The sequence below is a fragment of the Verrucomicrobiota bacterium genome, assembly GCA_038744685.1.
Classification (GTDB): domain Bacteria; phylum Verrucomicrobiota; class Verrucomicrobiia; order Opitutales; family Puniceicoccaceae; genus Puniceicoccus.
In genome coordinates, this window is record JBCDMB010000027.1 from 1 (window position 1) to 13,444 (window position 13,444).

Sequence of the window (13,444 nt, forward strand, 5' to 3'; positions counted from 1 at the left end):
ACTCTCGGGGGTGCTCTGGTGGCACTGATCCTTCGCCCTCAGATATAGCGGGGGGCGGGTCCCCCCCCCCCCCGCTCCTTACTTCCGAAGTTAACGAAAACAGCAACCAAGCGTTTTTAACATCGATTGAAATCGCACTATAGTCCATTGAAGGCTCGGATTCTTGATCTGGACAAAGCCTAACTGACCTGTCCCACGCTTCGCCCCTTCACCCGATACACGAGGGACAGAACCAAATTCAATAAGGAAGGCAGGAACACCAAGGTGACTGCAGTCGAGAATAACAAACCAAACAAGACAATTGCCCCTACACCCCGATACAGCTCAGTCCCTTCCCCGGGGAATAATACCAGCGGCAAAATTCCGACGACTGTTGTCGTGGTGGACATCAAGATCGGGCGAAGTCGCAAGAGCGTCGCCTCCTTGATCGCCGCCGAGACCTCTGCACCTGCCCGCAAGCCATCCATTGTCCGACTAACGATGAGTATCGGATTGTTCACCACTGTCCCAAGCAGGATCAAAAACCCAAGCATAGTAATCATGTCAAAAGACTGCTGAATCGGTGCGAGGCCAAAAAAGGGAAGAACCGAGCCCGCAACATTCAGCAACCAGAGACCTCCAATTCCTCCGGCAATCCCAATCGGAACCGTCGTTAGAATCAGAAGAGGAAACCCCCAGTGCGAAAAGACCGCTGTCAGCAGCAGGTAGGAAAGAACGAGCGCGATCGCAAAATTGCCCGTGAGAGACTCCCGAGTCTTTTGCAACTGATCTCCCGCTCCGGTCACATCGATTGAGACGTCGTCCGGTATTTCACCTGCATCACGAAGAGCCTCTACAAGATCCCGCTGAACCATCTCCACTGCAATTTCAAGAGGGACATTTCTGGGGGGAATGACGTTAATCGTGACGGCACGATCTCCATTTAAGCGACGAATGGCCGAAGTGTCGGCCCGCTCCAAAATATCTGCCACCGCACCTACCGTCGTGACTCCACCGACCGGAGCAAAGAGCGGCATGCCACGCAATTCGTCGAGGGACTCGGCCTCCCTCCCTTCACCCGAAACGAAGACGTCTACTCGGTCGCCATCGAGGAGGAATTCGTCCACGTAGGCACCATCTGTCAAAGCAGCCACCGAGAACCCAAACGACTCATTCGTAAAACCCAATTCCGCGAGGTAGTCCCAATTCGGATGAACCTCGACCATTGGCTGCTGGAGAGTTAGCGCGCTCGGATCAGAATTCAGCGAAGGATTATCAAAAATCTCTTCTGCTTTCCGAAAGGCTGCGCCTGCCACTTCGTAGATATCCGTCAACTCCGGTCCCGAAATATCCAGGTTTACACTCCGCGAACCTCCATCGTTACTACTGATGATCGAGCCACGCGAGGTGAAGCTTCTTAGTCCCGGGTAGTTCGAGATGAAATCCTCTAGTGCCACACCCAGTTGATCCACCCGTCTCGGATTGACGGTCTCCGCGACCATAAAGATCGATTCCGCACTAGCGTTCACAAGAATCCAATCAATGATCGGGATTTCCTGATCATCAACAGCGTCCGGGCCAACATTGGACGCAAAGTAGGGAGAAAACTCTGCGAGAAGCTCCTGCACAATTTCATCCATCGTTGAAAGATTGTAGCCCGGAGGCGCGCTCACCCTGGTAAAAATTTTCGCCTCCTCACCCTCCGGCAGGTATTCAGCAGGAGGGGTGAGAAAGTAAATGATCGCTCCACTGGTCAATACGACCAAGCCAACACCGGACAAAGCCCAGGAGCGAGACCCGCTCAATCTCCCCACCAGTCCAGAAAACAACCCCGATATACCCGTTGAGCCTCTGCCTCCGGTCCCAATCGACTTCAAATGAACGCTCGCCGTTGGGATGACCGAAATCGCCACCAACATCGAAGCAATGATCGCAGCCGAGATCGCTATAGCGATGTCTGAGAACAGCTCGCCTGCCTCCTCATCAATCAACCAAACCGGCGCAAACACGATCACGGTGGTCATCGTTGAGGCAAGCACCGAAGACCAGACTTCCCTCACGCCAAATAACGCAGATTCCATTGCTTTACGACCTGCCCTTCTCTGCTTCTCAATCGATTCCAATACGACGATCGCGTTGTCCAAAGTCATGCCGATCGCAAAGGCGATACCCGCTAGCGAGATCACGTTGATCGTCCGGCCGAAAACAATAAGTCCTATGAATCCTGCAATGGTGCAGGCCGGGATTCCTGCCACACAGATTGCGGTCGCGGGAAATGAGCGCAGAAAGCAAAAGAGGACGAGGGTCGCAGCGATTGCACCTATGGCCAAATTTCGCCAAACGTTTGCAATCGATGCCTCGACGTAGCGAACATCGTCGGACGTCTTCAAAAGCTCGAGATCTAGAGGCGCAAGGATCTGCCGATTGATCTCAGAAACCGTCTCGGCCATGGCATTCTTGATATCGATTACATTCGATCCGACCTCTCGGTAGACGAAGAGCTGGATCGCCAATCGCCCATCGAGATACGCGCGACGAACCGGCTCGTAAAGTCCCAGCTCCACCGTCGCAACCTCACCAAGCGTTGTAACCGCATCGCCATCTCGGCGTAGCACAACCTCCGGTAGATCCAGAGGATCATCGAGTCGACCGATGGTTCGAACCAAGTAACGCCGCTTCCCCTCATCGATATCGCCCGCGGAGATATCGGCATTTCGATCTCTCAAAGCAGAACGAACATCTGACAAGGTAAGACCCGCTGCAGCCAGCCGAGGAAGATCGACTTGGATTTGAATCTGGCGCTGTGGAGCACCCCTGACATCTACCTGCGAGACACCGGGCACCCGCTCCATCCTCGGGCGGACGCGGTTCTCCACAAAGTCCCTTAATTGAAGAATGTCCTCAGGACTCCTCGTTCCCGAAGTATCGTAAACACCGTAGAACATGAACGCATTGTCCGAAAACGAAGAAGCAACGACTCTCGGTTCATCCACGTTCTCCGGATACGACGGAACCTGGCTGAGTGCGTTAATCACCCGGATAAGCGCATCGTTGACGTCGACGGACGATGGAAACTCGATCTCGATCGACGCCCTTCCGAAAGTTGCCGTGGAGACCATCCGGCTCACCCCGGTTACTGATCGAAGGTAGTCTTCCTGCTGAATGAGGATCTCCTTTTCAACATCCTGCGGAGTCGCACCGCGCCACGAGGTGATAATCGTAATCGTCCTTACCTCCAGATCCGGGATCATCTGGACCGGGATGCGAAAAGCCGCTGCTATTCCAAGGACACAAATAAGGAGGGTGAAAACGGCGACTTGGACGCCGTGTTTGATACACCAATCGAACATGACCTATTCTGTGGTCCGTGTAGCTGGATTTCCGGATTCAACAATTCGAACCATCTGACCCTCACGCAGCGACTCGTTTCCCCGGACCACCACCCTATCCGCTGCAGAAAGCCCGTCGAGAACAACCGCGTTCTTGCCGAGCGAGGACCCCAGTTGGACCGCACGCGAGCGCGCCTCCAAACCTCCGTCAACTTCGGTCAAAGTCCAGACGGACGCCTCTCCTCTTTCGTCCCGGATGATCGCATCGCGAGGAATCACGAGAGTCTTCTCACTAGTTTGAGGACGGAAAACCGCAACTGCAGACATACCCGGCTTTAGGATCTCAGGAGGATTCTCAATGGCGATTCGAACGAGAAATGTGCGGGTTCCCGGATCGACCACCGGACCCAGTGCATCAACGCGGCCTTCTATTGCTACATCAGGAAGACCCTGAACAGTCACAAGAACAGATTCGGTCGAAAGAGCCTCATTGATTTTTTCCTGAGGAACCCGGACTTCGAGACGAAGGTTGTCCCCGACAAAGTACGCCACTGGAGAACCGGTCTCCACCCACTCTCCCAATTCAGTCCGCTTATCAGCGATTTTACCCGGAAACGGGGCGACCACAGCATGGCGCCGAATCCGCTCTTCTCCCACCGCAAGCTCAGCCGCCGCCCGCTCCACCCGGATCTTCGCCGTCTCATACTCGTTCTGGCGGGTGAGCCTTACCGAACGCGGAAGTCCTGTGTCTCCTAAATCGACAGCTTCATCAAAAAGTCTCTTCGCTTCCTCCATTTCGGACTTTGCCTCCGCCAACGATGCTTTACGAAGACCTAGGTCCATTTCCGCGAGAGTCGTATCGAGCTGAACGATGGTCTGCCCTTCCTCAAAGTGATCGCCCACTTCGAAATCGGCCTCTTGGACGAGACCCGGCAAACGGGGAGACAACAAAGTCTGTCGCCGCGCCGCAACCGTCCCCGTGTAAGCACTACTCGCTGACTCTGCGCTAAATGTAGGAACGGCGACTGACACGGGCGTCTCCTCCGACTCCGCGGGATTAACGAACAAGCCAAGACTTATCAGAGACAAAAAAAGCGAACGGGCGTTTAAGACTGTCATCGACGGCGACGATACTCTCCTCTCAGGAGTTTGTTTGCAAGAATCTAGGACCCCTAGAAAATCCAACCGATAACAATTTTCAGATGAGCGGAGGATTTCTTGGATTAGAGACTCCCGCTTCGCTTGAAACGAAGTTACTCGCTCACTCAAAAATCGCTTTTACAATTCCGGTAAGGCGAATCACAGTATTCTGACATTACTCCTCGATGTTTTGTAGTTTTTACTTTGGGCCCGGGCGTCTTCCAGCTGACCAATGGGTGGCGTTCGCAATCCTACAAAGAACCAACCCCTTGAAACCTCTCGATTCAACGACTGTCCCCTCTAATCACACCCCTAATGGTCCTCCCGAGAAAACCACACCGAATGGTAACCCGAAGGCTGTGGTACCTAGCTCTTTCACCTCTAGCTTTAGCCAGCCTCTTCGGTTCGGAATCTTTCAATGATATCCCTCAGGGTCGCGAGCTCTACACGCAGTGGTGTGTCGGCTGTCATGGGGCGAAACATGAAGGAGGTCTCGGAGGGTCGCTGGTCAACGATCCGTTCAAGCAAGTCGGGAGGACAATCGGATTCTTGGAATATGTAAAAGAGGGAAATCTGGAAGTAGGAATGCCATCTTTCGAAGCAATGCTCACTGACAACCAAATATTGAGCATCGCTCACTACATTGCTCATATTCGAAAGAACGGTATCGATGCACCACTCGAGCCGAAAATCTTGGCTCAACAACATATTGAGGAAGGGAAAGGAAGCCATGACTTTGCTGTTGAGGAAGTGTTCAAACTAAGTGGAACTCCGTGGGGAATTGATTTTTTCCCAGGAAAAAGCGGTGGTTTGATTACTCATCGCGAAGGCGATCTGAGTCGGTTTGAAAATGATCGCGTAGTCGGAACGATTCGGAATGTTCCCCCGGTGCGCACTGGTGGCCAGGCAGGCATGATGGAGGTCGCTTTTCACCCGGAATACGATACGAACGGTTGGATCTATTTGGCCTATTCGCACGAATCCGAAGCTGCCGGGATGACTCGCGTCGTCCGCGGAAGAATTGAAGATGACCGCTGGGTCGACCAAGAGGTGATCTTTCAAGCGCAACAAGAGCACTACCTAACTTCGAAGCAACACTGGGGAACGAGAATCGTCTTCACCGATGGCTATCTGTTCTTTGGAATCGGCGACCGCGGGAGGATGAACGATGCCCAGGACCTTTCCAAGCCAAACGGCAAAATTCACCGCGTTTATGACGACGGTCGCATCCCGAAAGACAACCCCTTTTCCGGGGATCGCAAAGCTCTACCATCTATCTGGGCCTATGGAGTCCGCAATCCGCAGGGCCTCGATCTGCACCCTCTGACCGGAGAACTCTGGGAGTCCGAGCATGGCCCTCGGGGCGGAGATGAGATCAATGTGATTGAGCGAGGCAAAAATTATGGCTGGCCGGAGATTACTTACGGTATCAATTACAATGGTACGCCAATAAGCGACCGCCAGAGAGCACCGGGTATGGAGCAACCTAGACACTACTGGACGCCCTCGATAGCAGTTTGCGGAATGGACTTCTACGAAGGCTCTTCGTTTCCGAATTGGAAATACAACCTTTTCGCGGGAGGACTTAGATCAAATGAATTGCATCGACTGGTTATCGAGGATGGGGAGGTCGTCGAGTCCGAGATCATTCTCAAGGATGAGGGGCGTATTCGCGATGTCGCCTCAGGTCCAGATGGAGCCCTCTACTTAGTCATGAACGGTCCGAGTCGCCTCGTTCGGCTTGTTCCGTAGACGAGAATCAGAATTTCCCAAGGCCTTGGAGCCGGAAATCGGATTCGAACCGACGACCTACTCATTACGAATGAGTTGCTCTACCAACTGAGCTATTCCGGCGAACCAAGGCGAGAGGTTCAGCGATCCGAGTTTCGATGACAAGGCCGGAATCATACCAAATTTGGTATTACTCAGATTTGAGTCTTCGAGCCATCAAATCCTGAAGAGCCGTTCCGGGATTTTTCGCCTCGTAGACCAACGAATACACCTCATCCAAAATCGGAGTAGACAATCCGATCTTGCGACAGCGTTCTTGGTACAGCTTCACTGCGAGAGCACCTTCTACCACGGTCGATCGATCTTTCAATAAGTCACTCACCAACCCTCCACTTGAAATCATCTCTCCAAAGGTTCGATTTCGACTCCACTCTCCGTAACTGGTCGCAACCAAATCGCCCAAGCCACTAAGACCACTGAAGGTATCGCGGTTTCCCCCTAGAGCCACACCGATTTCCACCATTTCCGCATGACTTCGGGTTAGCAGGGCAGCTTTAGCGTTGTCGCCCAGCCCAAGACCGTCAGCACAGCCACTTGCAATCGCGAAGATGTTTTTAAGGCTCCCACCGAGCGACACTCCTGTCGGATCCTCCGAAAGATAGAGTCGAAAACAGTCGTCGCTAAAGGCTACCTGCAGGTCCCTCACCCAGTCACTGATTTCTGAAAACGCAAGAACCGCTGCAAGTGGTAATCTCTGCGCCAATCCACCCGCGTGGGTGGGGCCACTCAAAATTCCCGCAGGATACCATGGCAAGACTTCCCTCATCACCTCAAAGGGCAGCTCGAGAGTTTCTGGATCGAGGCCCTTACAAACGGCTACGACTGCGGAAATCCCCCAAGAACTACTGCGCGACTGGGCAATCTTCTCACACAAGGATCTAAGGCCCTTCGCCGGACAGGCTAGGACCACTAGATCCGCCTCCATCAGGGCGGGCATCACTTCGTGGCCGAGCTGCAGAGAAGGCGGTATAGGAAATCCCGGAAGATAAACCTTGTTTTCGCGGGATGTCGCCATGTCGGCTGCGTGATCAAGCCTACGCGAAACAAGGGTGACTGTGTGACCACGGCGGTCAAAGTGAAGAGCTAGCGCCGTTCCCCATGAACCCGCACCCAAGACTGCGATATTCATTCCGGGAATCGATTTTCAACCACGTCTTCGCGGTAGGCCTTCATCGCTCTTGTCATTTGATGGCCAATATCCGCGTACAGCTTGACGAAACCCGGTGCTTTGTCGGTTCCTATTCCCAACAAGTCGTGGCTAACAAGAATCTGGCCGTCACAATCTGGACCGCTGCCAATTCCTATAAGAGGTATTCCCATGTTGCCTCGAATTTCGCCGGCCAAAGAACTCTCAATCATCTCGCCGATGCAGGCAAAGCATCCCGAGGCCTCCACCGATTCAGCGTCTGCTATCAAAGCCTCCGCTTCCTCTTCCGTGCCTCCGTAGCGGCGGTATTTCCCCTCGACCTGAATCCTCTGCGGCAAAAGGCCGATATGACCCATCACGGGAATCCCCGAGTCTACGAGAAAAGTGCGAAGATCGTAGCGTTCCCGGCCGCCTTCGAGCTTTACACCTCCAGCACCCATTTGGACCAACTTACGGCAAGCTCGCAGCACATGGTCTCGATTGAGAGAAGCCTCGCCAAAAGGGAGGTCGACCACGACAAGGGCATCCGGAACTGCACGTAAAACCGCAGCTGAATGATGTTCCATCATTCTAAAAGTGACAGGCACAGTTGTCGGAAAACCGAGCACCGTGGTTCCCACCGAATCCCCCACGAGGATCAAATCCATCCCCGCTTCATCCGCAAATACTGCTGATGGGAAGTCGTAGGCGGTAATCGCCACAATTGGTCGATCCCCTTTCATGGCAGTTATTGTGTTGGTCGTGATTTTCACTCGATCCGATTAAAATAAAACCTGTAGAGTCGCCCCTGCAACGGTTCGCTTCAACATGATTTTTCTCCGTAGATTCTATCGATGGCGCTACTTTCGTCGCCAGAGAGGCAAAAGGTATCGTCCTTTTGGAGGAGCCTCAGGCTATCGAAGGATCTCTTTCGGTAAGCACCTTGCCCGTTCGACTCGGGAGGGTAAGGAATTCCCGGGATTCCGCGATCGTGTCCAGAGACGAAGAAGACGAGTGATACGAATTGTCTTGTCAGCGATCGCCCTTCTTTTCCTCGGCTGGATCGTCTACGAGAGTATCTACGGGCTCTCACTCTTCTAACGGATCTTCCACTGCGCAACGTCGATAGTTTTTTGATCGCTCTTTGGCCATCTCGCTACAAGCGTCCGAATTATGAAGAGCGAGTTGAGTAAATCGATACCGCCAGTTCGGATCGACAACGTTTCGAAGCACTTCCGAAAAGTTACGGCTGTTGACAAACTAACTCTCGATGTAAATCCGGGGGACGTCTTGGCTCTTATCGGTGCGAACGGTTCCGGCAAATCGACGACTTTTCGTTTACTCCTCAGTATCTATCAAGCGAGTTCAGGAGAGGCTTATTTGCTGGGGACTCCGTCTGCCAAACTTAATGGAAAAGACTTTGAGCAGATTTGCTACGTCTCCGAGGGTCAAAAGCTCCCCCTTTGGATGACCGTCGAGTATTTTCTCGGCTTTTGCAGTCAGCTCTACCCGAGTTGGGACCACGACCTTTGCAACCGACTGGTCGAAGCTTTTGGACTACCGCTTCAGCAAAAAATCAAGCACCTTTCCCGTGGCCAGCGGATGAAAGCCTTGGTCGCTAGCACACTGCCTTGCAGACCGAAAGTCCTCTTGCTTGACGAACCGTTCAGCGGTCTGGATGTGGAGACCAGGGCTCAACTAGCTTCTCTTCTAAATCGATTGGCAAAGGACGATGGACTGGCGACCGTAATCACCACTCACGATGTCGAAGAAGTTGAACCAGTGGCAAACAGGATCGCGATTCTTGCTAACGGCCGGCTACAAATCAACGAAGCCCTCGACCCGTTTTTGGGGCGTCATCGCAGGCTTACCATTGAAGGAGACAGCGAAGTCTCTCTTCCAAAGGAATTCCTTGAAAGAGTGAAAACAACGCAGACTCTCGAAGGTCTTCAAGAGTTTCATACTGATCAGTTTGACGCATCGATGGAATCGGAGCTGAACTCAGCCTTCCCTGAGGCCCTGTCGGTCAAGGCTCACCCAATGTCTCTAAGGGAGATTCTCACGAAAAAGGCAGTCCAGTTGTAATGAAAACGATTACTCTCTTACTTCGGAAGGACTTTAAGCGATACAGTTGGGCCCTGATCGCGCTCACCGTCGCAGCACTCATTGAAATCTACATAAACGGCACTGCTTTTGGTATTCAGGATCTTGCGATCAACAGAATCCTCCAATTGCTCGGGTCTTTCGTGGGCGGTATCTTGTTCTTTGTTGTCATCGTGATGGTTGTTCAAGAGGAATCATTGAGGGATCCAGATGCCTATTGGTTGGCCAGACCCTTCAATAGGTTGCACGTTCTTGCTGCTAAACTCTTATTCCTGCTGGTCTTGTTAGGGATTGGGGCCATTGGGGAAGTAGTGACTCTTGTCCTGAACGGAGGTAGCTCAAGGATCGGTTATGCTTTAGCCGGCGCGCTCTTAATCGGTCTCGCTACTTGGCAGTGGCAGGTCTTCCTTGCCGCGCAAACTCGCTCTCTTCCTCGCTACCTTCTTCTTGCAGTAATTCTCATCGTAGGATTCTACGTTCTCCTCGCAGTGCTTCTCTTTTCGATGGCAAATCTGGACTTTGAAGACTTCGCAGTTCTTCCAGCAGATATTCCCGGAAATCAAGTCGCTCTAATCCAAGCAATCCTATGGACGCTCGGAGGTCTCGGCGTCTTACTGTTTTACTACATGAAACGGCGCCTCATTTCGGCGTGGGCTCTCCTTATCCCTTTGGTCCTTCTTTCATTGTTACTTCAACCAAAGGACTCATTTTGGGGACAACGCATCTTGAGTGATGGAAACACCTCGTTCGACCTCAAGCTACTCGCCTTGGAAAAATCTGGAACTGTCTACACCGGCGGGACAGAGAACGTGAGCTACAAGGCCTTTTTCGAACCCATTGTTTCCGATCAGGACGTTTGGATGACTCCAACAGCGGTTTCTTTAAGTTCGGATTCCAGCGATGTGGAGGTGAAGACCAACACCTCAAGCCAGAGGCTAGAGCTCACGTCTTTCGAGAGACGGCCCGCAGTTTCGGCCCGAATTTTCTCGATCGAACGAAAAGAGCTGGATCAAATCACTGGCCCGGTCGACATACGAATCAGCTATCGAATCAGCTTATCCACCCAAACAGAGATCGGGAGAACACCAGTCGAGCAGAATGCGTCTCTCACCTACCAAGGTAATCGTATTCTGCTCAGTAGTTTTTCTGAGACAGACGACCAGCTAAACCTAAACTTTAGAGCTTATATCCCTGCATTTGCATTCGAGCCCAGCATTGATCTTGCCGCTTTTGAACCACTCAGTGGTCGATTCTCATTCGGCGTTTCCGAGAGAGTATCCAATCGGACAATACCCTCGGAGATTTTCTCCGATTGGGGTGGATGGGGTTTTTTCGAAGGAGCTCGTCTTGAAGTGCCTAACGCAACGCTTTCTCCTGCGGAATACGAGATCATATTCTTCACTCGCACTATAACCGAATCCGAGAGCGAATTCCTAACTGCGGACGACCTTACGCTTAACGGCGGATCGAACTGAAGCTTATACCGAATTCAGAGACCTAGTGTGTGGATCCAGAAGGTCGTGTCATCACCCACAGGCGACGAATCATTGCGCAGAAGACGATTGCGACGAGCAAGACGAGCCACTTCCCAGATACCAAAGAGACCAGAACAAAGGTTCCGATCGTAGACAGCAAAACCCATAGCGGAACCCGGAGCTCCTCTCTCTTGAAAGGCCCACGGCTCAAGAAAACCTGTGAGAAAAAAGAAAGGACGAAAGCAACCCCAAACCAGCCCAAAAAGTTTTGCCACGGCACCCCGTAGTAGACTCCGGATCCATCCCAATTCCAATAATTCCGCACCAGAGTTGCTGCCGGTTCAATCATTAGATCCGCAACGACCGCTATTACTCCTGTGACAATAGGAACCCAAAGAATAGAACCCCGCCCGGCTAACGCTGAATGGACGAGACAGTGGATTGGCCATACCACGACCCACCAGGCCAACGGAATTGCCAGGGGCAAAACACCAAAAAGGATGGGGCCAAAGTTTCCTGTGTAAAAGTAGTCTCCAAAGGGAAATCCAGTCACTGCACCGACTCCTTCCACTACGCCCGAAAGGACCGTAAACCACAAAAAGACAAGCAGCACCGGGACCGTAGGGAATTGACCGGCAAGGTGAAGTAGAAGGACCAGAGCCGCCAAAGCGATGAAGATAAAATCAGCCCAAGGGCCAAAGGGAGTCTGCAAACCAAGTCCCAACACAAAAAGACCCACGGTAAACCACACGGCGTAAAGGAACAGGACTAGAGCGTAAAGCCGGTTGAATTTTCGGGAACGGTAAACGAACAGCACCATTGACTAGGAGCTTGGTAGAATCGTTCTACAGCGCAATTCAACAACGCACCAATCAAGTTGTGAAAGCTGCCCTCGGGCCTCCCCCAGAAATCCGATGCAAAATCAGACTACCGGGCGCTTCGATTCAAGTGGAGGAGCCGGAGGTCCGGACAGCGCTCTCTACCCTTTTGACTCAGTCAAATTCTCAGCCGTAATCACCTGTCCAAAATGAAATAAAACCAGACGCTCCGTATCCTCCACGTCCCGATACCTCTCTATCTCTGTCCAGTATCCCTCGTTACTCTGATCGGTTTCCGTTTCGAGAAGGATGGAAAAAGACCGCCCGGGAACTCCTTGTTTCTCCGCTTCTTTCAATGCGATCCTCTCCGCCCTTTGAAAATCGCGCGCAGAAACCGCGACTGTTCCAATGACACCTTCCCACTCCGGATGAGGGGCGAAAATATAAAGGTTTACGCGGGGATTGATCTCGACCGACTTCACTGCCAATACGAAAACAAAACAGGAACGAGGCGCAAGCGATTCGCCGGCAAAACAAGGAGTCTTGCTTTAGTTTTCACCCTGTAGCGTTCTTCTTTGCCTTCCCGAAAGAGTAGGAAACCGCAGAGTGGCTTGCCGAGCCGTAGCTCTAGCGACTTGAGAAATCGAAAGCCCGCCTACGCCCTCCGGGCTTCGGCGTGGCAGCCTTCGCCCATCGCTACGCTCAAGCGAAGGCTGGTGGAGCCGAACGGGATCGAACCGTCGACCTCTTGCATGCCATGCAAGCGCTCTTCCAACTGAGCTACGGCCCCCGCACTTCGCGCGAGCGAAGCCATGAGACAAGCGACCGAAGTGGACTCAGGTCAATTCTTTTTCGAGCGATGCCTTAAGTCCTCCAGACGCTCATGCGACGTGGTAACGAGAATTATCTTCCCAACCCGTAAGCCGGCCTACCGGTCCTTGCGCATACGGCGCAAACCTGCTGCGCCGAGGGCAAGTGTACCCAGACCCAAGGCTGCCGCCGCAGGTTCAGGAACCGCCCCCACCTGGATCGCATTACCCGTATTATCATATGCCCATTCGTGAACAGTCACACCAGCCGCGGGAGACGCACCCTCGAAAAAGGTAACTCGTGCCCAGCCGAAAAATGGCGTGCCCTCCGAGTCAAACTGAAAACCCATGAAACCACTCACACCGCTGGTAAACTCTGCTCCGCCAATCAAAATACCCCCGCTCAGAATGCCCCCTACCGCAGGTGAAAAGTTTGCGTTGTCACTGACGAATTCGTTGGTTGTAAGCCTAGCCAAGTTATTGTTCGTCCCACCGTTGTAGACAGAAAAACCGTCGGTGGCGGGATTTAACCCCAAAATTCCAAACGGATTACTAAAACTCCATCCTGCTTCTGCACCCCCGCCCTGATCAATATCCCAAGAGACGCCACTGGTTGCGGAAAAACCGACGTCATAACTGTTGGTTATGTGAATGATTTCAGCCTCCGCACCGGAAACTCCGAGTAAAGAGGCGATTGTAGCAGGAGCAGCAGCGGCGATTTTCTTCTTTTTCATCATTTACAAATCTGATTGCGAGCAAACTGGTGTCATTCTGGTTCTAGAGCTATCAATAACTCCTCCTTTTCTACGGGGAATCCTATCTCTGAGCATCCGTTTTTGAAAGATAATTTTTCAACCGACAATAGTTTATCGCC

General features: G+C 52.5%; 11 protein-coding genes and 2 tRNA genes. 4 read left to right on the forward strand and 9 right to left on the reverse strand.

All coding sequences use genetic code 11. From position 1 onward, the window contains the following. Positions 1-179 precede the first annotated feature (179 nt). Both AAGJ81_13110 and AAGJ81_13115 read right to left on the reverse strand, forming a co-directional pair. Positions 180-3,329, reverse strand: a complete 3,150-nt coding sequence (locus tag AAGJ81_13110) for an efflux RND transporter permease subunit (GenBank protein MEM0967080.1) — start codon at positions 3,327-3,329, stop codon at positions 180-182. Between the two features lie 3 nt (positions 3,330-3,332). Next, on the reverse strand, positions 3,333-4,427 hold the full coding sequence (locus AAGJ81_13115; GenBank protein ID MEM0967081.1) for an efflux RND transporter periplasmic adaptor subunit: 1,095 nt from the start codon (positions 4,425-4,427) through the stop codon (positions 3,333-3,335). 363 nt (positions 4,428-4,790) lie between these two features. Here AAGJ81_13115 and AAGJ81_13120 point away from each other — a divergent pair, with 363 nt between their 5' ends. Beyond that, a complete protein-coding gene (locus AAGJ81_13120; protein MEM0967082.1) occupies positions 4,791-6,200 on the forward strand; it encodes a PQQ-dependent sugar dehydrogenase in 1,410 nt (469 codons plus the stop codon). Between the two features lie 26 nt (positions 6,201-6,226). Here the strand turns inward: AAGJ81_13120 and AAGJ81_13125 are convergent. The 3 genes from AAGJ81_13125 to panB all read right to left on the reverse strand — a co-directional run bounded on the left by AAGJ81_13125 (position 6,227) and on the right by panB (position 8,138). After that, positions 6,227-6,302 (reverse strand) — tRNA-Thr (locus tag AAGJ81_13125). 67 nt (positions 6,303-6,369) lie between these two features. Further along, positions 6,370-7,368, reverse strand: coding sequence for an NAD(P)H-dependent glycerol-3-phosphate dehydrogenase (locus AAGJ81_13130; GenBank protein MEM0967083.1), 999 nt, complete (start codon positions 7,366-7,368; stop codon positions 6,370-6,372). Then, positions 7,365-8,138 carry a 3-methyl-2-oxobutanoate hydroxymethyltransferase gene (panB, locus tag AAGJ81_13135; protein MEM0967084.1) on the reverse strand — a complete coding sequence of 258 codons (774 nt, stop codon included), beginning with the start codon at positions 8,136-8,138 and terminating at the stop codon, positions 7,365-7,367. The genes AAGJ81_13130 and panB overlap by 4 nt, the downstream gene beginning before the upstream one ends. Before the next feature lie 55 nt (positions 8,139-8,193). Between panB and AAGJ81_13140 the strand changes: the two genes are divergently transcribed. The 3 genes from AAGJ81_13140 to AAGJ81_13150 all read left to right on the forward strand — a co-directional run bounded on the left by AAGJ81_13140 (position 8,194) and on the right by AAGJ81_13150 (position 10,943). After that, complete coding sequence (locus tag AAGJ81_13140) at positions 8,194-8,466, forward strand: hypothetical protein (GenBank protein ID MEM0967085.1); 273 nt, start codon at positions 8,194-8,196, stop codon at positions 8,464-8,466. 72 nt (positions 8,467-8,538) lie between these two features. Beyond that, positions 8,539-9,450 carry an ABC transporter ATP-binding protein gene (locus AAGJ81_13145; GenBank protein ID MEM0967086.1) on the forward strand — a complete coding sequence of 304 codons (912 nt, stop codon included), beginning with the start codon at positions 8,539-8,541 and terminating at the stop codon, positions 9,448-9,450. Next, on the forward strand, positions 9,450-10,943 hold the full coding sequence (locus tag AAGJ81_13150; protein ID MEM0967087.1) for a hypothetical protein: 1,494 nt from the start codon (positions 9,450-9,452) through the stop codon (positions 10,941-10,943). The genes AAGJ81_13145 and AAGJ81_13150 overlap by 1 nt, the downstream gene beginning before the upstream one ends. A 22-nt stretch (positions 10,944-10,965) precedes the next feature. On the opposite strand, the gene AAGJ81_13155 is transcribed toward AAGJ81_13150, so the two are convergent. From AAGJ81_13155 to AAGJ81_13170, 4 genes are all read right to left on the reverse strand, one after another. Then, complete coding sequence (locus AAGJ81_13155) at positions 10,966-11,763, reverse strand: carotenoid biosynthesis protein (GenBank protein MEM0967088.1); 798 nt, start codon at positions 11,761-11,763, stop codon at positions 10,966-10,968. 159 nt (positions 11,764-11,922) lie between these two features. Beyond that, positions 11,923-12,243, reverse strand: a complete 321-nt coding sequence (locus AAGJ81_13160; GenBank protein MEM0967089.1) for a hypothetical protein — start codon at positions 12,241-12,243, stop codon at positions 11,923-11,925. A gap of 232 nt (positions 12,244-12,475) precedes the next feature. Next, a tRNA-Ala gene (locus AAGJ81_13165) sits at positions 12,476-12,551 on the reverse strand. Positions 12,552-12,689: 138 nt separating this feature from the next. Then, positions 12,690-13,307 carry a hypothetical protein gene (locus tag AAGJ81_13170; GenBank protein MEM0967090.1) on the reverse strand — a complete coding sequence of 206 codons (618 nt, stop codon included), beginning with the start codon at positions 13,305-13,307 and terminating at the stop codon, positions 12,690-12,692. Positions 13,308-13,444 lie beyond the last annotated feature (137 nt).

Excerpts from the sequence above, each read along its gene's own strand:
- AAGJ81_13110 (MEM0967080.1), bottom strand. The coding sequence starts at position 3,329 with ATGTTCGATTGGTGTATCAAACACGGCGTCCAAGTCGCCGTTTTCACC.
- AAGJ81_13115 (MEM0967081.1), bottom strand. The coding sequence starts at position 4,427 with ATGACAGTCTTAAACGCCCGTTCGCTTTTTTTGTCTCTGATAAGTCTT.
- AAGJ81_13120 (MEM0967082.1), top strand. The coding sequence starts at position 4,791 with ATGGTAACCCGAAGGCTGTGGTACCTAGCTCTTTCACCTCTAGCTTTA.
- AAGJ81_13130 (MEM0967083.1), bottom strand. The coding sequence starts at position 7,368 with ATGAATATCGCAGTCTTGGGTGCGGGTTCATGGGGAACGGCGCTAGCT.
- AAGJ81_13140 (MEM0967085.1), top strand. The coding sequence starts at position 8,194 with ATGATTTTTCTCCGTAGATTCTATCGATGGCGCTACTTTCGTCGCCAG.
- AAGJ81_13145 (MEM0967086.1), top strand. The coding sequence starts at position 8,539 with ATGAAGAGCGAGTTGAGTAAATCGATACCGCCAGTTCGGATCGACAAC.
- AAGJ81_13150 (MEM0967087.1), top strand. The coding sequence starts at position 9,450 with ATGAAAACGATTACTCTCTTACTTCGGAAGGACTTTAAGCGATACAGT.
- AAGJ81_13155 (MEM0967088.1), bottom strand. The coding sequence starts at position 11,763 with ATGGTGCTGTTCGTTTACCGTTCCCGAAAATTCAACCGGCTTTACGCT.
- AAGJ81_13170 (MEM0967090.1), bottom strand. The coding sequence starts at position 13,307 with ATGATGAAAAAGAAGAAAATCGCCGCTGCTGCTCCTGCTACAATCGCC.